The sequence below is a fragment of the Bacillus sp. FJAT-27231 genome, assembly GCF_001183975.1.
In the GTDB taxonomy this organism is placed as follows: domain Bacteria; phylum Bacillota; class Bacilli; order Bacillales; family Domibacillaceae; genus Pseudobacillus; species Pseudobacillus wudalianchiensis.
Map to the genome: position 1 here is coordinate 3,031,037 of NZ_LFZU01000001.1, position 20,683 is coordinate 3,051,719.

General features: G+C 40.3%; 18 protein-coding genes. 3 read left to right on the forward strand and 15 right to left on the reverse strand.

Translation table 11 applies throughout. The features are described from left to right. Positions 1–214: 214 nt before the first annotated feature. The 5 genes from AC623_RS14535 to AC623_RS14560 form a co-directional block, all read right to left on the reverse strand. The gene (locus AC623_RS14535; RefSeq protein WP_049663627.1) at positions 215–643 is read right to left on the reverse strand and encodes an RDD family protein; all 429 of its coding nucleotides are present in this window, start codon (positions 641–643) and stop codon (positions 215–217) included. Positions 644–668: 25 nt separating this feature from the next. Then, on the reverse strand, positions 669–2,072 hold the full coding sequence (locus AC623_RS14540; RefSeq protein WP_049663628.1) for a M48 family metallopeptidase: 1,404 nt from the start codon (positions 2,070–2,072) through the stop codon (positions 669–671). A 628-nt stretch (positions 2,073–2,700) separates the two neighbouring features. Then, positions 2,701–3,246 carry an MFS transporter gene (locus AC623_RS14550; protein ID WP_049663634.1) on the reverse strand — a complete coding sequence of 182 codons (546 nt, stop codon included), beginning with the start codon at positions 3,244–3,246 and terminating at the stop codon, positions 2,701–2,703. Next, positions 3,243–4,679, reverse strand: a complete 1,437-nt coding sequence (locus AC623_RS14555; protein WP_049663637.1) for an FAD-binding oxidoreductase — start codon at positions 4,677–4,679, stop codon at positions 3,243–3,245. Before AC623_RS14555 ends, AC623_RS14550 begins: the two co-directional genes overlap by 4 nt. A 261-nt stretch (positions 4,680–4,940) precedes the next feature. Then, entirely contained in the window at positions 4,941–6,428 is a 1,488-nt protein-coding gene (locus AC623_RS14560) for an N-acetylmuramoyl-L-alanine amidase (protein ID WP_231603513.1), read from the reverse strand. Positions 6,429–6,679: 251 nt separating this feature from the next. Between AC623_RS14560 and AC623_RS14565 the strand changes: the two genes are divergently transcribed. Then, positions 6,680–6,823 (forward strand): acid-soluble spore protein N, encoded by a 144-nt coding sequence (locus AC623_RS14565; protein ID WP_049663641.1) that lies wholly within the window; start codon positions 6,680–6,682, stop codon positions 6,821–6,823. Between the two features lie 51 nt (positions 6,824–6,874). On the opposite strand, the gene AC623_RS14570 is transcribed toward AC623_RS14565, so the two are convergent. Together AC623_RS14570 and AC623_RS14575 are read right to left on the reverse strand one after the other, a co-directional pair. Then, positions 6,875–7,693 (reverse strand): squalene/phytoene synthase family protein, encoded by an 819-nt coding sequence (locus AC623_RS14570; protein ID WP_049663644.1) that lies wholly within the window; start codon positions 7,691–7,693, stop codon positions 6,875–6,877. A gap of 278 nt (positions 7,694–7,971) precedes the next feature. Then, on the reverse strand, positions 7,972–9,555 hold the full coding sequence (locus AC623_RS14575; protein ID WP_049663648.1) for an S-layer homology domain-containing protein: 1,584 nt from the start codon (positions 9,553–9,555) through the stop codon (positions 7,972–7,974). Between the two features lie 363 nt (positions 9,556–9,918). Between AC623_RS14575 and AC623_RS14580 the strand changes: the two genes are divergently transcribed. Together AC623_RS14580 and AC623_RS14585 are read left to right on the forward strand one after the other, a co-directional pair. Further along, entirely contained in the window at positions 9,919–10,938 is a 1,020-nt protein-coding gene (locus AC623_RS14580) for an AI-2E family transporter (RefSeq protein WP_049666668.1), read from the forward strand. A gap of 257 nt (positions 10,939–11,195) precedes the next feature. Then, on the forward strand, positions 11,196–12,677 hold the full coding sequence (locus AC623_RS14585; protein WP_049663650.1) for an amino acid permease: 1,482 nt from the start codon (positions 11,196–11,198) through the stop codon (positions 12,675–12,677). A 48-nt stretch (positions 12,678–12,725) separates the two neighbouring features. Here the strand turns inward: AC623_RS14585 and AC623_RS14590 are convergent, their stop codons facing one another. From AC623_RS14590 to cysI, 8 genes are all read right to left on the reverse strand, one after another. Then, a complete protein-coding gene (locus AC623_RS14590) occupies positions 12,726–13,400 on the reverse strand; it encodes a hypothetical protein (protein WP_049663652.1) in 675 nt (224 codons plus the stop codon). 101 nt (positions 13,401–13,501) lie between these two features. Beyond that, positions 13,502–14,716 (reverse strand): S1C family serine protease, encoded by a 1,215-nt coding sequence (locus AC623_RS14595; RefSeq protein ID WP_049663654.1) that lies wholly within the window; start codon positions 14,714–14,716, stop codon positions 13,502–13,504. Positions 14,717–15,348: 632 nt separating this feature from the next. Continuing rightward, complete coding sequence (locus tag AC623_RS14605; RefSeq protein ID WP_231603516.1) at positions 15,349–16,740, reverse strand: sensor histidine kinase; 1,392 nt, start codon at positions 16,738–16,740, stop codon at positions 15,349–15,351. Beyond that, the gene (locus AC623_RS14610) at positions 16,730–17,404 is read right to left on the reverse strand and encodes a response regulator transcription factor (RefSeq protein ID WP_049663662.1); all 675 of its coding nucleotides are present in this window, start codon (positions 17,402–17,404) and stop codon (positions 16,730–16,732) included. The genes AC623_RS14605 and AC623_RS14610 overlap by 11 nt, the downstream gene beginning before the upstream one ends. Before the next feature lie 77 nt (positions 17,405–17,481). Then, positions 17,482–17,991: a DUF1648 domain-containing protein gene (locus tag AC623_RS14615; RefSeq protein WP_049663664.1), complete on the reverse strand. Its 510-nt coding sequence runs from the start codon at positions 17,989–17,991 to the stop codon at positions 17,482–17,484. Between the two features lie 56 nt (positions 17,992–18,047). After that, a complete protein-coding gene (locus AC623_RS14620; protein ID WP_049663666.1) occupies positions 18,048–18,491 on the reverse strand; it encodes a GNAT family N-acetyltransferase in 444 nt (147 codons plus the stop codon). An 18-nt stretch (positions 18,492–18,509) separates the two neighbouring features. After that, positions 18,510–18,827, reverse strand: coding sequence for a hypothetical protein (locus tag AC623_RS14625; protein WP_049663667.1), 318 nt, complete (start codon positions 18,825–18,827; stop codon positions 18,510–18,512). A gap of 131 nt (positions 18,828–18,958) precedes the next feature. After that, positions 18,959–20,674 (reverse strand): assimilatory sulfite reductase (NADPH) hemoprotein subunit, encoded by a 1,716-nt coding sequence (cysI, locus tag AC623_RS14630; protein ID WP_049666670.1) that lies wholly within the window; start codon positions 20,672–20,674, stop codon positions 18,959–18,961. Positions 20,675–20,683 lie beyond the last annotated feature (9 nt).

The window sequence follows — 20,683 nt, forward strand, 5'->3', positions numbered from 1 at the left end:
TCCATTCTTCGGATATAATTCCTCTTAACGCTTTCCCATAACATTCTCTTTTAAAGTTTCATAGAGAAATCTAAGCTGAATTTTTTGTTTATAAAAAGATAACGAAAAAAGCTGGCTTCCTTCGAAGCCAGCTCAATCGATTTCATCTTACCTAAAAGAAAAGATTTCTTTAATCCTATTGAACGAGTTGTTTTTCATTCCTCCGAGCTCTCCCTTAAAGAGAAACAATCTTTGATGACTGAGGAGTGTCATGGGTTACGTAAGTGCCAGCGATGAAATCGTGAATCGCGCGCTTATCATCTCGCAACCCGACCATAAAAGCACTGATAATGATACCGATCCCTAATGTTAATACGTAGACGAGACCTGCTACAAGTGTCCGCAGCAGCATAGCCCCAATGCCTAGTTTCTCACCATTCACCTTGGCAATGCGAATCCCCATTATTTTCTTCCCTACTGTATATCCCGACCAAACAACAGGAATAATCAGCGCATAGAGGACATTCAGTGTATTGGTAAGTGGGTCACCTTCCAAATCCCCTGTAATAAAATAACTAATAACAGATAAAGGAATTCCAATAATAATTGCATCTAATAAATTAGCTGCTAACCTTCTCCAAAAACCCGCTGGTTGTCTAATCATGTAAATATTCTCTCCTTTTCACTAGTTAACTGACTTTCTTTAATAATTCAATAATAGGACGATTGCCTGATTCAATAGCATGCATTAAAGCGGTCATATTTCCGCTGTCCTTGTGCTTAGGATTCGCTCCTAGCTTTAGCAGTACAGCGACGGTTGACGGATCTTCACTAAACACCGCATAAAGTAAAGGAGTGGTTTCATCTTCTTCACTTTGATAATTTGGATCCCCTCCTGCTTCTGCCAATCTCTGCACCATCTTTGCATTCCCCTGCTCGGCAGCTTTCGAAAAAGGAGTCATCCCATAATAATCCTCTTCATTTGGGTCGGCACCAGCTTCTAACAGTTGATCCACCAGTTCTTTATTGTTATCCAACACCGCCCAGTGAAGTGGTGTATACCCTTGATTATCTGTTAGTTGGACGTCTTCTCCTTTTCTAATAAAAGCAGCAACTGCCGTTGTATCTCCCTTTACAACCGCTTCAATCATTGGAGGAATTGGCTCCGCCGCAGCTTCCTCTTCGTCATAGTTTTCAAAATCGTCTGCTAACATAAAATCAGCGGCTTTTTCCAATATATACACCCCACCGGCTATCACTAAGCCAAAAAACAGTCCAGCCATCGGCACCCATAACCAAACTAACTTTGAGGTTCTTCTGTGAATCATGACTTTCTCTGGCTCAGCGAAGAATAAAGCAATTTCATGAATTCGTTTAGGCAAGGGCGGATGTGTGGAAAGAACCTCGCTTAGCCATACAAAGAACCCCTTTTCCTTGTTCATCTGATCTAAATATTCCGCTCGATTGACCTGCTTATAGAGTACCTTGCCAACCGCAAAGATCGTTAAGCTCTTTTTAGCTGCCTCTCTATTATTGATATAATATGCAGCATAGCGATCACATGTGTACTCGCACGCTCGCAAATATAATTCGGCAATGCCTGGAATCCACATAGCTGGCAAGATAAATAGTGTTTTAGACAAATGATTACGCTTAATATGCGCCAGCTCGTGCGCTATGACAAAAGCTAACTCCTCTCTCGCTTGTTGCTGTGACAGTTCAAAAACTTCCGAATACAATACGACCATATTTCGCCCAAAAAAGCGGGTAGCAAATGCATTCAACACTCCTTGGGACTCCACGACATACACATCAGGTACATACAAAATGTCCATTTTCTTGCAAAGCTCTTTTACTTGCTCATACACATCTGGGAACTGCCTCTCCGTTAACTTTACAGCGTTTGTACGTATATATCCGATTGAGAGAGCATGTAAAAATAACGAGATAGCGAGCAGCCCAAGAATAATAAAAATACCTACAATGGAAAACAAAAAAACAGCATACGTAGCGACACTCAGTATAAGAACAAGCCAAAAATATTTTTGCTCATTTTTGTGAACGAGACTCTTAAGAGGCACATCTTGATTCATTTACTTATCATAGCTCCTTTATTTATCATCATCTTAGAATAACAACGGGCAAGAGAATATACTATAGGAATATAGTGGTAAATTAAGCTATTTTCGGAAAAGGAAAATGCTTTACTGCTAGGTTTTCAATAAATCTTATGAAGCCATTTCCTTCATTCCTCATCTCTTCTTTTCATTTCGTAACCTTCCTCAGCACTACCGCCTGTAAGACTCACTTTCCCATTGTCTACCGAATATAAATACGGCACATGCGGTTTATCTATAAAGACGACCTCCACTGTTTTGCTTGACCTTAAAAAGCTATTGTCCTGCATTAAGACCCAATCGGTATCTGGATATTTCTTTGTTAATTACTCATTCACCCACCCCTTGCTGCCATGCCATTCTTGAAGAGCATTCTCTTCCTTGTAAATGAGACAATACACTTCTGCAGTTGCCACGATGAGGGTAATGAATAAGAATAAAACTCTTCGTTTTTTCCATACGGGGCCGTTCCTGTCAATATAAGAACAGGCACTAGCAGAATAGAAAACAGAACGACACCATTAGGGCCTATCATTTTTCTCCTCCACCGCCGAATAACAGGCTAGAAAAAGATTCAACTATCCAGAGAGACGTATTGATTTCATTAAGAAGCAGCTTGTTCCGGCTTTTTGAATAGAATTATCCCACTCATTACGTAGATAAAAGAAGCTAAGTAAAAGATGGTCCCAATTGTAAGAAAATCAACAATATAGCCCGTTAAAATAATGGCTATAGCCGCTCCAATTGATGTCCATGTATGATAAGCGCCAATTTGTTGTCCCGCTCTTTCTTTCCTCACGTGACGGGCGAGTGAAGTTTTCTCTGTATTTTTCTGCAGAGCGCCTAGCAGCCCCATAAAAATTTGCAGCACATATACTTGCCATACCTCTGTGACAAGCGGAAAAAACAAGAGAATGACAGCCATTCCCCAGGTATATATCACAAGCAGAAGTTGATCACCTAACTGGTCAGCGCTTTTGCCAATAACCGGATAAGCGACAGCGGATGTTAATGCAAACAAGCCATACGCCCAGCCAAATTGCGCATAGCTCTCTCCCACATTTCGTAAAAGCAAAACGTAAAAAGGAAAAATCATGCTGCCTGCCATCATAATTAAGCTCTGCGATAAAATAAACCGTCGAAAATTCATTTTCCGTACTCCTCGTAAAATAAATTAATAAAGCGTTCAGCTGGATCATATTTTCTTTTCATGCAGAAAAACTCTTGGCTGCGAGGATAAGCCGTGTGCAGTTGTTCCATCGACGGATACGCATAATATGGCAAGTAATAGCTTCCCTTGTGATCGAGAGTAACATCAATCATCTTACGGATCACTCCCTCTGTTTGATCAATTTCTTTTGAAGACCTGCCTTGATTAATAAGCAAAACAAGTGCAAACATATCCTCCTTAGCATAAGACAATACCGCTTGTTCATCCTTTTCTACATATCGGATAGTAATGTTAAGTAAGTTAAATTCCTTCTCCTTCTCGAGCACAGTTCGCAAATCATCAATGTAATCCATGAATTCATTCACCGGAATGAAGTATTCCTGCAGCACCTCTGTCCGGCTGCCATTTTCATATTCCATAAACGCTGTTTCCGACCTCATCACATTGTTTCTGGTTTCAAGCTCGCCGTTCCCTCTTTCCATATAGATACGCTGAAGCTCCCAGAACTTGTTTTTGCCCCAATCGCTATAACGAGATAAGCCAAGCAGCAATTTCGGAGCCGCTACAATCCTGTCTTCCTTCAATGAACTGTGAGCGGCTAGCCCACTTTGGTCAGCAGCAAGTGTCCAATCGGTTACATACATTTCCTTTAAGTACGTATCTGGCGCCACAGAAATGCGAGCGAGATGCATTTTCACCTCCGGGTTGTCCGCCACTTTTTTAAAATAAGAAGTATATTCCTTGTAATCTATCATTCTCGTATTTTTTTCATATAGCTCATCTTTTGCCAGCGTCAAAGTAACATCAAGAATAACGCCAAACAGACCATACCCGCCGATTACTAGCGAAAAAAGCTGCTCGTTTTCTTCTCTGCTAACGTTGATAATATGACCGTCAGCTGTTAAGAGCCGAAAAGATTCAACAGTATCAATTAAAGAGCCATAACGGATATCCCGGCCATGAACGTTTACACTAAGCGAACCGCCAATCGTAAAAATGTTTTGTGACTGCATCACTTTTACTGCCAAACCATACGGATTAATATACTGTTGAATATCATCCCACGTTGCTCCACTTTGAACAGTTATCGTTCGTTGCTGCGGATCAAAACGGAGAACTTTTTTGTACTTTTTCATGTCAATGACGGTTCCATTTGGATAGTAAGTATGTCCTCCCTGACTATGCTGCATGCCAGCGATCGACAATTTATCCCCCGTTTTATTTGCCCGCCGTACGATATCCTGCAATTGTTTTTCACCCTCTGCCTGTTTGATGCTTTTCACAGCTATTGGCAGCAATCGTCCAGCATCTTCAGCCACTGGACGTAAAAGTTTTTGTTCATACATATAAATAGAGCCCGCAAAAAGCAGACTGTATCCAATAAAAAAAGAAACAATTACTTTTTTATTCATAAACGCGTCTCCTGAAAAAATTGTCTAATTTTATCTTAACATATGAATTAACAATATTTTATTTAAAATCAATAATTTGGAAATAACTTTTTTCAGGTATGCTTTATTTGGTTTTATACCTATTCAAACTATTTTTTGGGAAATAACTTAAAAAGGGAAACAGCATAGTAATCGGTCAATCTTCCCTGCTTTTTTCACAAAAAAAGGAAGCTCTCAAAAAGCTAGTGAATCATTAGCCTTTAAAAGAGCTTCTCTTCTACATTATTGTGCTACATCATAAAGGGAATCGACTTGATAACCTTTAGCTTTATAGTAATCTAAAATACCAAGATAGATTGCTTTAGCAGCAGCTGTACGCCAATAATCTGATTTTAGTTTTTGATTGTCGTTTGCATTATCGATAAAACCAAGTTCAGCAAGCGCCGCCGGCATACTGTTATATTTAATAACATAATAATTAGCTGTTTTTACACCGCGATTTTTTAATTGTAAAGCGTTCAGCATCCGTTGCTGGATTTTTGTTGCTAACAATTTACTGTCAGATACGTACGGGTTAGTAGCTGCGGCCGAGTAGTAGAAAGTCTCCGTGCCGTTACCTGCTCCATTGCTGGCATTCGCATGGATACTAACAAATACATTGCCGTTTTTGCTTTTAGCAAACTTTGTCCGATCAGACAATGATGGGAATGTATCACCTGTACGGGTCATGTACACTTTAAATGGCGTTTTCTTCAAAAATTCATTTACTTTTAACCCCGTATCCAAGACAACATCTTTTTCATTTATCCCAAAACCAGAAGCACCAGGATCGCTGCCGCCGTGACCCGGATCTAAAATAAGAATTTGATTAGCTAAACGCGGATCTGCCTTGTCAATCACATCAGGCTTCTCAGTTTTGTTATCTGTATTCTCATTTTTGTCTGGTGTGGCTGGTGGTGTAACCGGCTGATCGATTTTGGTATCTGCGACTTCTGTATTACGCAGGTAACTTTTATGAACAAACCCCGTAATATTATCTGCTTTCACATAAATCCAACTGCCTACTTCGTGACCGCCAAGTATTTTAATATTTTTTTGTAAAGAAGCAGCCTTCTTATAATTTGTGGACGGGCCTGTACGTACGTTTAAATTATTCGTGTTGACCCAAAACGTCTTCGTAAAACTACTCGTATCCTTTATGCGGAATTCGGGATTAATCGCACGTGCAAGAAAAACTGAGAAGTCTGCTCGGATAATTCTCTGACTCGCTCCAAATGTACCATCTTCCATACCACTTGCAATACCCCGGGACATTAATGACTTCGCCGCACTAGAAAGCGTTCCATCAAATGGATAGCCAAATGCCTTTGACAGCATAACAGCCATCTCACCACGTGTCACTTCTTGATTAGGAAGAAATTTATTTCCACCGTAACCGGATAAGAGCCCCTTATCTACCGCTGATTGAATATAACCTGACGAAAAGTTACCTGCTGGTACATCTTTAAAAATGGTTTCTCTCTTTTTACCATCTAATTGTAAAGCGCGGCCAATAAAAGTAGCTGCTTCTTCTCGGGTTACAATTTTATTACCGGCAAATGTTGTAGCTGATGAGCCAGTTGCAATTCCTCCTTCAGCTAGATAGTTCACTTCTTTTTGTGCCCGGCTAGGCACATCTGTAAAACCACTTGCTTGTGCTGTTGCATGAAATCCAAAAAGAGGAAGAACTAATAGAAATGCAAACATAACCAAAAACGGACTCTTCTTCACAATTTTGTCTCCCTTCACAAATTTTACCATTTTATTCTAGCACACACCTTTTCTTCTAGATATACAAATTTCGACTTCTACTATTTTTTTCGGTAAAAAGGGCGAGTTATGTAGCTTTCTATTTTCGTTGTAATAATAAAAATATTTTTGTAATGATATTGTAATAAATCAACTAGATAGAAATTATGAAAAAATAAGGAAAATAATTTTTTTGCTAATGGCAAAGCTATAAAACGAAAGGAGGAATTTTCATGAGCAAACCAAAAACAAGCAGAAATCAATTTGCTTCGAATGATACTGGCTCGCCCCCTACGTCCTTTGAGGGAAACAAAGGCAAGAAAATGCAGGACACTTCCGGAAAGCATGCTCAAGTGATTCAAACAAAAGGCGAGTAACAAATTATTTTATAAAAAAACAGAAAGCGGCACAGCCGCTTTCTGTTTTTCCTACTTCTCTATTACTTGACTGACCATTTCTGTTACTTCTGCTCTGCTCATTTTTTCTTTTCCTTTTTCTAAAGCATTAAGCGTACCATGAGCAAGGGCAAGGGGAATTTTACAAAAATTGAGGATGGAGCCTGATTTAATATCTTCTATATACACATCGGCTAAAGCTAGATTGCGCTTAGCATATTTAAACATATCATCTAATTCCCAGCCTTCAGGAAAGAAGCTGACACCGCGCTCTCGGTCTTCAATATGGTTGCGAAGAATATTGACAGACTGTAAACCGCGTCCATAAGCAATCGCCAATTGTTTATCCGTTTCTGTACCGTCGTACCACTTCCAAATATCAGAAAGCATCACTCCAACGAGACCGGCTACGTAGAAGGTATAGTCGTCCAGATCTTCCTCGTCTTTTACTTTCCATCCCTTCAGCGCCCAGTCTGCCATGCCCTGTGCCATTACAGAGGTGGCATTTAGCACAGTATCAACAACTGTTGCAGGGCAAAATTTAATCCAATCACCGAGCCGTACCGTCACTTCTGGCAAGTATGTGCGATAAGGCTCAATAATGGAATCAAATTTCTCTTTGTTAAATGATCCTTTTAAGATTTCGCTGATAGAGGTTAGCAAGCTATTTTTCGACGTTGATTCTAGTTCTGGATGATCTTCAATCTCATCGATCGCTCTCATACATAAGTAAGCTGATGCGACAGCTTCCTGCACACCCGGTGCAAGCTGGCTAATCGGAATGAAAAACGTCCTGCTCGTCTCCTTCAGCACGTTAATCGCATCTTTTTGTAAATCATTCGTTTCGCTCATCTTTTGCTGCCTCCTACTATTTTCGCTATTATGCGCTAAATATTCTCAAAAACCGATAGTTTTTTCACTTGTACTTGTATTTTAACATAAAATCTTTATTTCTTATTCAATTGATTTTTATAAAAGATAACCATAATATTTAGCCTATTTTCCAAGGGCAAGATATGCCATATAATTTTGGAGAACATCACTTCATGACCTTTAATATACTGGCTATTTATTATAACAAAAAAAGCCATCCCCGGCTGTCTTCCAGCAAGGAGATGGCAAAAAGCAGTTTATTGTTCTTCCTCTACATCAAAATAAATTTTTTCTACGCCTGTAAATGGAACAGTAGAATCTCCTAGTTTCACAGTTGAGAAGATCAGCAGTGCATGTTCTTGCTGATTGTAGAACATTTTATTGATATTTCCATATGTTCTAAGCTGATCAAAAGGTTTCATTGTCGTATAGTCATACGCTTGAATGTAATTTTTCTTATCAGCTGTGTATAACTCTCCGTACTGAGAATCAAAAGCAACAGAAGTGTACGGACGATCTAATTTTCCGAAAAAGACCATATCAGAACTTGGCGTAGCAGAAGAGCGGAAAATATGCCCTGTGCTGTTAAAGAGATACTTTCCATCCGGTGAAATGGTTAAGTCCTTGTTCAAAGCATAATCTCCATGATAAGGAGAACGCTGTTCTGGGCTTAATACTCCATCTGTAATCGTAAATGAACTCATGTTTCTTGGCGAAAGGGCGGTCGTGATAGTATAAAGTCTTTTCTGGGACGGATGCATTTGTAAAAGCGTTTGCTCATAGATCATTTGTGAGCTAAGAACTTCGCCCGTACTGCCATTATAGCTGACTAACTTCGTATGCTGTCCCGAACCTGATGAAATATAGACGATCCCATTATTATCCGCTTCAATATCGAATGGATCGATGTCAATATTAATGACTTTTTCTTGTTTCATTGTTGCCGCATCAATGACGGCAAACGCTCCTTGCTGGTCTTTATCAAACCAATAGGAACTATGCTTTCCCTTTAATTGTGTGACATATACTTTGTTATTCGCATAAGCAATTCTTTCCGCGGGGAGGCTCATTTCTACAGACTCTACTTCATACGTATCATAGTTAAGAGCAACGACCTCATTCATACTGCCATCTAATAGATAGATAATAGGCTCTGTTGGATTCATTGCATAATCAACGATATCAAAATCAAATAAAGCTTCTAAATACGTATCCGCAATTTCCGGATTATCTGGTTGAAAGGTTGGCTCAATGACCCGAGCCATAAAAGCGGAGAACTGAGCACGGTCAATTGTTTTTCCAGGCTGGAAGGTGCCATCCTTATACCCTACTGTAATATTGTTAGCTGCTAATGCAGAGATAGACCAGTAAGCTTTTGAAGACATCGGTACATCTTTAAATCCTTTTGGATAAATACCGCCTAATTCATAAGCTCTTACGAGAATAATCGCCATTTCAGCACGTGTTAAATTTCCACGTGGATCAAAGATATTATTCCCCTTACCATTAATAATCCCCATTTCTACTGCCTTTGCTACTTCTTCATAGCCACGGTCCCCCGGCTTGATATCCTTAAAATTCGGATTAGGCGCCTTGCCAAGCTCCGGTTTCATTTCACGTATAATCATCTGTACTGCCTGTACACGCTGAATAGGAAGAGACGGCCGAAATGTTCCATCCGGATAACCTAAAATAATTCCTTTACTCGTTAAAAACTCAATTTCTTTCTTAAAACTAGATACATCCTTAAATGATTGAACTTCTGCAGCCTGGCTATTACCTGGTAAAATAAGACTAATGACTAACAAAAAAGTGGCACATTTTGTTAATAACTTAGACAAATACAACTTCCTTTCTAAAATTTGTTAGCCCATATTATATCCTAGCCTAGATATTTATTCTCTAGTAAATTATAACTATTTATTTCTCAGTAAAGTATTCTTTTTCGATTTACAAGCAATCTGGTTACTACTATCAAATCTTTAAAAAGATTAAGCAACTTTTTATAGAAGAACGAAAATTAGGACATTACTATACAGTAAAGGGAAATATATCCTGCGTTATAGCCTTTCTCATAATTATTATGGGAAAAAACTCTCTAGCTACTTGTAAACTTTGCTCAGCGAGTTGATAATAAAATGAGATAGAACAAAGAAAGATTTTATAACAAAAGGTGAGAAACTTGCTAAGGAGTCATAATGGAAATGGATGAGATAAAAGGGTTTTTTCAAAAAAAAGGAGTTAAACGTATCTTTATCGCCAGTTTAATTATTTTAATTTTATTCCTCATGAGAAGTATGATCAATTTAATACTTCTTACATTTATATTCGCCTTCTTAATGAATCGTCTTGTAGAATTCGCAGCTAGGCGGATCCCGTTAAACCGCAGGCTCCTCGTTGTGTTGATGTATTCACTCATCGTTGGCCTGTTAACATTTGGGCTCGTGAAGTACTTACCTATTATTACCATAGAAATTGGTCAGCTTATTAAGCGTATTACAGCTTTCTATGCTCAGCCCCACGATAATATTTTTATGAACTACGTCGAGAAGATCATTTCCAGCGACCAAATCACTGCCTACCTAGAAAACGGTGTATCTTTCCTGCTTAAATCCTTTAGTGATATTAGCAAAATAAGCATTGATATTTTAATATCTTTAATTTTAAGCTTATTTTTCTTATTGGAAAAATCACGGCTTCAAGAATTCACAAGAAAGTTTAAAGAAAGTAAGATTGCCCCTTTCTATTATGAAATTGAATTTTTCGGGAAGAAATTCACACGCACTTTCGGAAAAGTGATTGAAGCGCAATTTATCATCGCTTTTGTCAACTGTATCTTATCCGTTATCGCGTTAACAATTCTAGGATTTCAGCAAATATTCGGATTAGCAATCATGATCTTCTTCCTTGGTCTTATTCCCGTTGCTGGAGTGATTATTTCACTCGTTCCTCTTTGTTTAATTGGGTATACTATTGGCGGCTTTATGAAAGTAATCTACGTTATTATCGCTATTGCCATTATTCATGCGATTGAGGCGTATATTTTAAATCCAAAACTGATGTCCTCTAAAACAGATTTACCTGTTTTTTATACGTTCGTTGTACTTCTCTTCTCAGAGCATTTTTTTGGTGTATGGGGATTGATTATCGGCATTCCGGTATTCGTCTTCTTGCTTGATGTTTTAGAAGTAACGAATAAAGAAAGCGGAGCCCCTTTATCTTAATAGTTTTTCCAAAAGCCCTTTTCTAAAAAAGAGGGCTTTTTTATTTGTTCCAACGCCCTGTTTGGTAAGGATCATTTACAAAATACAACATTTTCCGACAAAAAATGCAAAAAACTTCTTTTCTTTTTATCGCTTTCGTTTTATGATGTGTATACGCTTTCAGCAATCGCTTGTTTACTCTCTCTTTTGGAAAGGGTATGTAAGTAAAGCATAGTTACCATGCAGCATTTGTATTTCATCATCTTGGAGGTCAAACTATGAGTAATCAATCTTTGCAAAATGGTGCAGTTAGCCAAAATGGCGAATTAAAGAAAGGGTTGAAAGCAAGACATTTAACGATGATCTCGCTAGGCGGCTCAATTGGCACTGGTCTTTTCTTAGGAAGCGGATTTGCTATTTATTCAGCAGGTCCTGGAGGCGCTTTGCTTGCCTACCTTATTATTGGTGTTATGGTTTATTTTATTATGACAAGCCTTGCGGAGCTGGCAGCTCTTATGCCAACTAGCGGAGCATTTAGCACATATGCAACGAAGTTTATCGATCCTTCCCTCGGTTTTGCTTTAGGATGGAATTATTGGTACAGCTGGGCGATCACGCTTGCGGCTGAATTATCCGCCTCCACACTCGTTATGAAGTTCTGGTTTCCGAATAGCCCATCGTGGTTATGGAGCGGTTTATTTTTGCTATTGATCTTTGGATTAAATATATTATCTGTTAAAGGTTATGGAGAAGGGGAATACTGGTTCTCTTTTATTAAAGTAACGACCATTATTATTTTCATTATCGTTGGCTTTCTCATGATCTTTGGCATTATGAATGGTGGAGAGACGATTGGTTTCCACAACTTTACTGTCGGTGATGCACCTTTCCATGGAGGGATGCTAGCGGTCCTCGGCGTTTTTCTAGCAGCGGGATTCTCTTTTCAGGGCACTGAAATTGTGGGTGTAGCAGCCGGAGAAAGTGAAAACCCTCGTGAGAATGTTCCAAAAGCAACACGGACTATTTTTTGGAGAATTCTTTTATTTTACGTACTTGCCATTTTAGTCATTGGATTAATTATTCCTTATACAAATGAAAGCCTTAAGAGCGATAACGTTATGGTGAGTCCGTTCACACTCGTATTTGAAAAAGCGGGTCTTGCATTTGCGGCCTCTGTCATGAATGCCGTCATTTTAACGGCTGTCTTATCTGCTGGAAATTCAAGCTTGTATGCTTCTACCCGTATTTTATATGCTATGGCGAAAGAAGGACAAGCTCCTCGCCTCTTTGGCAAATTAAATAAACGCGGTATTCCAGTGGCTGCACTTGTAGCAACTACTTTAGTAGGCTTACTTGCTTTTTTTGCCTCCATCTTTGGAGACGGCGTTGTTTATATTTGGCTTCTCAATTCTGCTGGAGTTACAGGCTTTATTTTCTGGCTGGGTATCGCAGCAAGCCATTATCGCTTTAGAAAAGCTTTCTTGGCCCAAGGGTATTCACTTGATCAGCTTCCTTACCGGGCAAAGTGGTATCCGTTCGGACCTATTCTCGCATTTAGCATTTGCCTTGTCGTCTTACTGGCACAAAACTATCAAGCCTTTCTTGGCGGACATATCGACTGGACGAGCGTCGTTTCTTCTTACCTCGGTATTCCGTTATTCCTAGTCGTATGGTTTAGTTATAAATTCATCAAAAAAACAACGGTTGTTCCGTTAACAGAGTGTGAAATTGATATGGGTGAAGACACAGCAACTAAATAAATAAGAAAGAACCGCTTGCAGCTGCAGGCGGTCCTTTCCTATATGTGATTAGTTCTTCATTTTATGGCCATCGAAAGGGAGATGATCAACACCAAGGTCAGCCAACTGTTGTTTTGCTTTTGCGACAAGGTCTTTGGCTTTTTTCTTTGCATCTTCGTCCAGATTGGCAAATAAATCCTGTATTCCATATTTTTCCGGAAGCTTAACCCCTAATTTCTCTAATTGTGTATGGGCTTCCTCATGAGTGATGGTTCCTGCATGTTCCTTCTCCATGATTGCTTTAGCTTTTTCCTTTGTAGCTTCGTCTAAGTTAGCGAATAAATCTTCTCTACCATCTTTTGCTGGAACTTTACCCCCTAATTCTTCTAATTGAGTATGGGCTTCCTCACGAGTAATCGTGCCTGCTCTTTCTTTCTCTATAATCACTTCCGCTTTTTTCTTTGTAGCTGCATCTAGATTAGCCAGCATCTCTCTCTTGCCGACTTTTTCTGGAACCTTGACTCCAAGTGCTGACAGATCAGATTTCAGCTTGTCCATAATCTCCTGTACTTGTTTCTGTGTTGCACTATCGGCAGAAGCTTTTACCTTCTTCACCTGTTGGACTGCTGATGCCGTTGTAGCTGCTGGTTTGGCAGCTGCCAGTACAGAAGCTCCAGCTCCTCCCAAAACGCTTAAGGATAAAGCTCCTGTCATAACATAACTTAACACTCTGTTTTTTTTCATTAAAAATTCCTCCTTCATTTGTTTGCCTTATACGATGTTACTTTATCCGGCAATGGTGAAAAGACGGTGAAAAGGGAAGCTGCTTCAGCATTTTTTCTCTTTTACTTTTCGCTTAGCTTTAACGTCACGCTCATTTGCTTACCGTTTCGGTACAATCCTATTTCCACTTTTTCTCCTATTTCTGCTTTGGAATAAAGATACTTTCGAAATTCACTCGTATTGCTAACTTTTGTTCCATTCACTGATTGGATAACATCTTTTGCCTGAAGACCAGCGGATACAGCAGGTGAAGCAGTTTCCACTGCCGCAATGACTACTCCCTCCTTTACGTTAGCTGGTAGACCGAGCTGGCTTTGTAATACGGTATCTGGCAGCTCACTTACATCTTGAAGGCTGACACCAAGGTAAGGTCTTTTCACTTTTCCGTCTTTTAATAAATCCTTAATAATTGGCATGACATCTTCGCTAGGAATGGCGAACCCTAGTCCTTCTATGCCGCTTTCTGAAATCTTCATGCTGTTAATGCCGACGACTTGTCCAGCGCTATTAATTAAGGCTCCTCCGCTGTTACCGGGATTAATAGCGGCATCCGTTTGGATCACAGTCAGATCCCATTGGCCTTCCGATGTCGAAACAGGAATCGTTCGGTCTTTTCCACTCACAATCCCCTGGGTGACTGAGCTTGCCAAATCAAGCCCAAGCGGATTGCCAATCGCTGCTACTTGTTCGCCAAGCTGCAGCTTCGACGACTGGCCAAAAGCTGCTACCTCAGTCACGATGCTGCTATCTGTTTTTAAAATAGCTAAATCAGTCAATGGATCGGTTCCCACGATTTCTGCTGCTGCTCGCTTTCCATTTTTAAGGGCAATTTCTACTTTATCCGCTCCTTCTACAACGTGATTATTCGTCACGATAAAGGCGTGATTGCCCGACTTTTTAAATACGACCCCTGAACCAGTTCCAGCCTCCTGTTCATCTCCCTGTGCAGGATCATCGAACTGAAAAAAACCTGTCTGTTGTTTCTGAAGATTGACTACGCCAACAACAGCTTCATTAATCTTGCTAATGGCATTAACCATACTATTTGGAGTAGCGGCTGTTTGCTGTACATTTAATCCTGATTGATCTGCTTTATTGTTCTGCATAACAGCGGCGCTCCCTTTATCCATCGTTGGCAGTTCCCCGTTCGCCCCGAGAAAAGGGGATAAGTAAAGAACCGTTGCTCCCCCAACGATCGCACCTGTAAACGAAGTGAACAGCGGCTGAAGTCTTCCTTTTTTCTGGCGTTTTTCTTTTTTTGGTTCTTGTTCATACATATTGGCTGTCTCCTTTTCACTATAGATTCTTTATCTGATACAAATTTTATAAAACGTTAGTGAAAAGACGGTGAAAATGGATAAAAAAATAAATCGATTAATAAGGGTGATAAATCAAAGAAGGAGAAAATTAGGAAAGAATGTTAAAAGCCACATCATGGCTTCACGATGCGGCTTTTAACTTTTACACTGATTAGCTATTCAATTTTTTAGACAGACTAGTTGTCTTTATTAGCTCACTAAGCCTCTCATTTCTCTCGCGATCTAATTTTATTTTCTCATTCATGAATGTAATCACTTTTATAACGAAATAAATGCCCACTCCCGTAAGGACCAGATAAATTACAATAGGTAAAAAAGTGAAAAAGATAAAGAATCCGTCTGATGCGAACAGCGTGCCATTGAACATAAAAAACCCTCCTATTCAGTTGATGAAATGGGACTGTTATAAATCCCTCTATTTTATTAATCATAACATGAACAAAGTGGATAAGAATGGATAGATCCCAAATTTATCAAGTAGCGAAACAAATAAAGAGAAGGTTAGAGAATGATATACAAACAAAGACGGTTTTGATCGCTGGGCTCAAAACCGTCCTTTTCGATATAACATCATTCTATTTTGCTACCATCTACCCTTCCTGTATGATCGGCAGACGGACGATAAATGTGCTCCCTTTCCTTAGTTTGCTGTCTACTCCAATGGTGCCGCCGTGAATTGTAACAATCCATTTAGCAATCGAAAGACCGAGACCGTGGCCTCCCATTGCTCTTGATCGTGATTTATCTGAACGATAGAAGCGGTCAAAGATCCGGGTACAATCCTCTGGTTCGATACCGATGCCTGTGTCTTGTACCGTTATGGACAATTCTCTCTTATCCATCGTTAAAGAAAGATTGACCTTTCCTTCGTCCGGTGTGTACTTAATGGCGTTATCCAGCAAAATATAAAGAAGCTGGGTGAGCCGCTCCGGGTCACCGCTTACCGGTACGGCTGGAGGTGTGTCAAAATCGAGACTAATTTTTTTCTCTTGAGCCAGTGGGTAAACAGACTCTACCACTTTTTCGGCAGTTGGACGAAAATCAAACGGCTTAAGCTGATGTTCAATAATGCCCGAGTCACTTCGGGCTAGAACGAGCAGATCACTCACTAATTTTGTCATTCGCTTAACCTCAGTCTTCATATTGACAAGCAACTTGCGGACAAATGGATCTTCCTCCATTGAATCAGTCATTTCGATCGCATTAATAGAAGACAGCATAATGCTTAGCGGTGTACGCAGCTCATGCGAGGCATCACCAACGAATTCTCGCTGACGGGCAAATGCCTGGGAAATAGGGATCATCGCTTTCTTTGACATGTAACGGCTCATAAATAGAGCTACTCCAAAAAACAGAACAGCCAATATCACTAATACAATAAGAAGCCATTTAAATAGTTGATGAACAAATGTGATATCCTTCCCGATATATAACATGCCAATAAACTGGCCATTATAAAAAAGCGGGCGGCCGTCAATCATTAACTTCACTTTTGCATCATCGCCGATTCGGCGGGGGCCATGGCCTATTTCCTCTTTTTTCGGAACCGTAATTTGCAATGTTTCTTCTCGGACCTCATTTGTTCTTGGTATCCATCCTTGTAGCAGCTGCAACAGGTCCATACGCATTTGAGGAAGCATTTCCTGTCCCATTACAAGATTGCCCTCTCTATCTACCACGTAATAAAAAAACTGATCCACACCTGCTAAGACAATTTGCTGACTCTCAAGTCCCTGTAATTCTTTCAATGTGTTCTCTGCTAAATAATCCAATATAATTCTTGATTCGCGATGCGTTAATTCTCCGAGCTCACTTTTTTGATCTTCCATCACAACCACATAGACTAAGAAATAAACGATCACCACAAACAGGGCAAGAAACAGCATCATCAAACCACTGTAAAAGAAAGTGAGCCGGGATTGTGTATTCTCAAAGATGTCTGACTGTATGTTCTTTCTTCGTAACGACCACTTATTTTTCAATTTTATAGCCAACCCCTCTGATGCTATGGAGGACGTCTTGCTTTCCAAACATATCGAGCTTTTTTCGCAGCAGCTTTACCGTCGCATCAATGGTCTTCGTAGACACATCTGCATCATATCCCCATATCCGGTCTAAAATAACTTCACGCGGCAGCACTTGTCCTTGATTTTGTGCAAGCAAATCGAGTAATTGAAACTCCCGCGGACTAAGCTGGATTTTTTTGCCGTCATATTCAATCATTTGGCTCGTTCGATTGAGGAGGATGCCTTGAACTGTTATCGTCTCTTCTACAATAGGCGCATAATTCCGTCGAGACAACGCCCGCAGCCGTGCTAGCAGTTCATCGACTTCAAAGGGCTTAATAAGGTAATCATCCGCACCCGAATCGAGTCCTTCAATTCGGTCTTCCACCGTGTCCTTAGCCGTCAGCATGAGAATAGCTCTCGAATAACCTTCTTTCCGTAAGCGGCGACATACCTCAATCCCGCTACCATTTGGCATCATCCAATCTAGTACGAGCACATCATAATGAGAAGCAGTTGCATAATCATAGGCATCCTCGCCGGTCTTCACCCATTCTACACGATATCCGCCTTTTTTCTTCAGCATGTAAGCCGTTAACTCACCGAGCTGCTCGTCGTCTTCTGCTAAGAGAATGTTCATATCGGCTCCTCCTTTCTTTTATCTTTTTACTGTACTCTCTTTTAATGAAAAAAGAGTGAAAACGCACGGCAGGTTTCTTATTTATTCTTACCTATTTTGTTATTTCGATAAAGAAAGACACCGATCGTTCCAAGCATGACGATTAGAAAAATAGGGAGCTCAAAATAGCCTAGACCGGCTTCTTTCCCATGCGACCATTGTACGCTTTGCCAGCTCGTGTACACGAGAAATATAATGATCTCAGTTTTCACTATGTTCAGCATTAATCTCGTATTCATAAATTGCTGATCCTTGTTTTCTTCTGTTAAGTTAGGAATATTGTAGACATGCGGCATTTTCTCTAAAATGGTCATGCCTCCCCATAGCATCAGCGTAATCGCAGGGAGAAACCATACCATCCTCTTATTTCCCCATCCATCCGCTTCTCCTTTAGCATTAAAATGAATCGGTACTTGATCAGGCAGTGTTTGCCATTGCACAAATAAATAGATGGCATTTGCTATAATCAAAAGCAGCGAAACAACAGTGGATACTTTTTCAAAGGTTGTCTTTGATTCCTTTATTGCTGACCCATTGTCAACGCTCATCCTGTCCCTCCTTTGCGTCTTGTCATTCAGGCAGCCTCTTGTTTTTTGACATTTGCTTATAGTACGATCTTAAATACGCAGCTGACTTTATCATAGCCCATCTTTTCTGCATAAAATCGATGTGCCTCTTCTCGTTGCAGCCCTGATGATAGAGCAACACTTTCATAGTGATTCTTCTTTGCCCATTCATGGACAAATGTAAGCAGCTTTTTTCCATATCCATTAGAACGTCTAGAAGCGTCTGTGACTAAGTCGCATACCCACACAAACCTGCCATAATACAATGTGATCATTGGCTTAAAACCGACTGCTGCTACTATTTTTTCTTCCTCATATAAAGCAAATAATTTATAATGATCTTTCTCTTGCGCTTCAGAAACGAGGGCAAGATATGTTTCTTCATTCAAGTGGGTGCGCAGCTGTTTTATAACCGAAAAAGCCTCAAAAATGTCTTTTTGGCTCTTTAACTCTCGAATACTCGTATTCTTTGCCTTACTCATTCTGTTCCACTCTCTTTCTTAAGATTGTCGCATTCTTAAAAGCAGCTCTTCTATAATCGACCAGTTTTTCACCCATGTGAACAGACGGACAACATGAAAAGGCACGACAAGTACAATAACTAGAAGAACCGAAAAGAATACGACAAGACTAATGAATTTCATCTTGCCTGCTTCTCTGTAAATAATGGCTCTAAAGCTCACATAAGCTCCGATAAGCAAAAAAATGAACCCTACTGCTAACAGATACTCAACAAAGTTACTCAAGACAAAAGAAAGTCCGACAAACATCACTCCGATAAAAGAAAAAATAACAGACGATAAACTATGTACTTGCATACTATCTCCTTTTTACTCCATTGTACCAATTATTCGATCTAATGGGTACGACGCAAAAAAGCAGGAGCCTAGATAGCCCCTGCTTTCTATGAAAACAAGATAAACCCCTTTATTTGTTAACCGCTCTCCTATTAACTGTGGAAGTCTGTTCCAGAATGAACTTCCTTCACGATACCAGTCCGAATAACATAATCACCGAAATGTTCGCCTTCTTCCCGCTCTTTGGCATACTGGGAAAGAATCGGACGAAGAGAGGCTAAAATTTCTTCTTCTCCCAGATTTTCTTTATAAAGCTTGCTCAAACGATGGCCAGAAAATCCAGCTCCTAAATACATGTTGTATTTTCCAGGAGATTTTCCAATAAAAGCAATTTCAGCTAATGCCGGACGAGCACAACCATTCGGACAGCCCGTCATACGAATCGTAATTTCCTCTTCGTGCAAACCGGCCTCTTCTACAATGTCTTCAATTTTCCCAAGCAAATCAGGAAGATAACGTTCTGCTTCTGCCATTGCAAGTCCGCATGTTGGAAGGGCAACACAAGCCATTGAATTTCTGCGCAGCGCTGAATAATGCTTGCCGTCTGTAAGTCCGTATTGCTGAATGAGTTCAACAATTTGATCTTTCTTCTCATTTGTCACATTAGCGATAACGAGATTTTGGTTAGGTGTGAGTCGAAAATCCCCGGTGTGAACTTTAGCAATTTCTCTTAAACCAGTCATCAGCGGGTATCCTTCTAAATCGGCCACACGGCCATTTTGAATGAATAAAGTAAAATGCCAGTTGCCATCGCTTCCTTCCACCCATCCATAGCGATCGCCGTTATGGTCGAAGTGGAAAGAGCGTGCTTCTTCCAGCTCCCAGCCTAATCGCTTATGCAGCTCTTGTTTAACAGAGTCAAGTCCTAGTCGATCAACCGTATACTTGAAGCGAGCATACTTTCTAACAGAACGATCCCCGTAATCCCGTTGAATCGCAATCACTTTTTCTGCTACATCAAGAATTTTATCCGGCGTGCAGAAGCCAATAACTCTCGCCAGCTGTGGATATGTTTTTTTATCACCATGGGTCATTCCCATTCCGCCGCCGATCGCGACGTTGAAACCAGCTAGTTTTCCGTCTTCAATTACGGCAATAAAGCCTAAATCCTGCGAGAAAACATCTACGTCATTAGAAGGTGGGACAGCGATGCCGATCTTGAACTTCCGCGGCAAGTAAAGTGCTCCGTACATCGGCTCGACTTCTTCTTCTGGACTGCCTGCTACTTTTTCCTCATCTAGCCAAATTTCATGATACGCTCTCGTACGCGGTGAGAGATACTCACTCAATTCGCGAGACCACTCATATACTTCTGAATGAATCTCTGATTGATATGGGTTAGGATTGCACATTACATTCCGGTTAACATCTCCACAAGCTGCCAACGTATCCATTAAAACGGCATTAATTTCCTGAATGCTTTTTTTCATGTTCCATTTTAAAATACCGTGCATTTGGAATGCTTGACGAGTCGTTAACTTTAACGTTCCATTTCCGTACTTGTTAGCAATGTCATCCATGGCGAGCCACTGCTCTGATGTTGCTACACCGCCTGGAGCGCGTACCCGTACCATGAATTGATAGGCAGGTTCAAGCTTCTGGCGTTCCCGTTCATTTCTCAAGTCCCGGTCATCTTGCAAATAGCTGCCGTGAAATTTCATTAGACGATTATCATCATCTGGAATTCCTGCTGTAATCGGATCAGCAAGCGTTTCTGCAAGCGTGCCACGCAAATAGTCGCTCTCTTTTTTGATCCGTTCGACGTCACTCGGAGGACCTTCCGGCGCCTTTAGTACTTTATCTTCGATCATTGTCTT

Coding starts and splice junctions, on each gene's coding strand:
- AC623_RS14620 (WP_049663666.1), bottom strand. CDS start 18,491: ATGAGTAAGGCAAAGAATACGAGTATTCGAGAGTTAAAGAGCCAAAAA.
- AC623_RS14535 (WP_049663627.1), bottom strand. CDS start 643: ATGATTAGACAACCAGCGGGTTTTTGGAGAAGGTTAGCAGCTAATTTA.
- AC623_RS14540 (WP_049663628.1), bottom strand. CDS start 2,072: ATGAATCAAGATGTGCCTCTTAAGAGTCTCGTTCACAAAAATGAGCAA.
- AC623_RS14550 (WP_049663634.1), bottom strand. CDS start 3,246: ATGAATTTTCGACGGTTTATTTTATCGCAGAGCTTAATTATGATGGCA.
- AC623_RS14615 (WP_049663664.1), bottom strand. CDS start 17,991: ATGAGCGTTGACAATGGGTCAGCAATAAAGGAATCAAAGACAACCTTT.
- AC623_RS14580 (WP_049666668.1), top strand. CDS start 9,919: ATGGATGAGATAAAAGGGTTTTTTCAAAAAAAAGGAGTTAAACGTATC.
- AC623_RS14590 (WP_049663652.1), bottom strand. CDS start 13,400: ATGAAAAAAAACAGAGTGTTAAGTTATGTTATGACAGGAGCTTTATCC.
- AC623_RS14555 (WP_049663637.1), bottom strand. CDS start 4,679: ATGAATAAAAAAGTAATTGTTTCTTTTTTTATTGGATACAGTCTGCTT.
- AC623_RS14565 (WP_049663641.1), top strand. CDS start 6,680: ATGAGCAAACCAAAAACAAGCAGAAATCAATTTGCTTCGAATGATACT.
- AC623_RS14570 (WP_049663644.1), bottom strand. CDS start 7,693: ATGAGCGAAACGAATGATTTACAAAAAGATGCGATTAACGTGCTGAAG.
- AC623_RS14585 (WP_049663650.1), top strand. CDS start 11,196: ATGAGTAATCAATCTTTGCAAAATGGTGCAGTTAGCCAAAATGGCGAA.
- AC623_RS14595 (WP_049663654.1), bottom strand. CDS start 14,716: ATGTATGAACAAGAACCAAAAAAAGAAAAACGCCAGAAAAAAGGAAGA.
- AC623_RS14625 (WP_049663667.1), bottom strand. CDS start 18,827: ATGCAAGTACATAGTTTATCGTCTGTTATTTTTTCTTTTATCGGAGTG.
- AC623_RS14610 (WP_049663662.1), bottom strand. CDS start 17,404: ATGAACATTCTCTTAGCAGAAGACGACGAGCAGCTCGGTGAGTTAACG.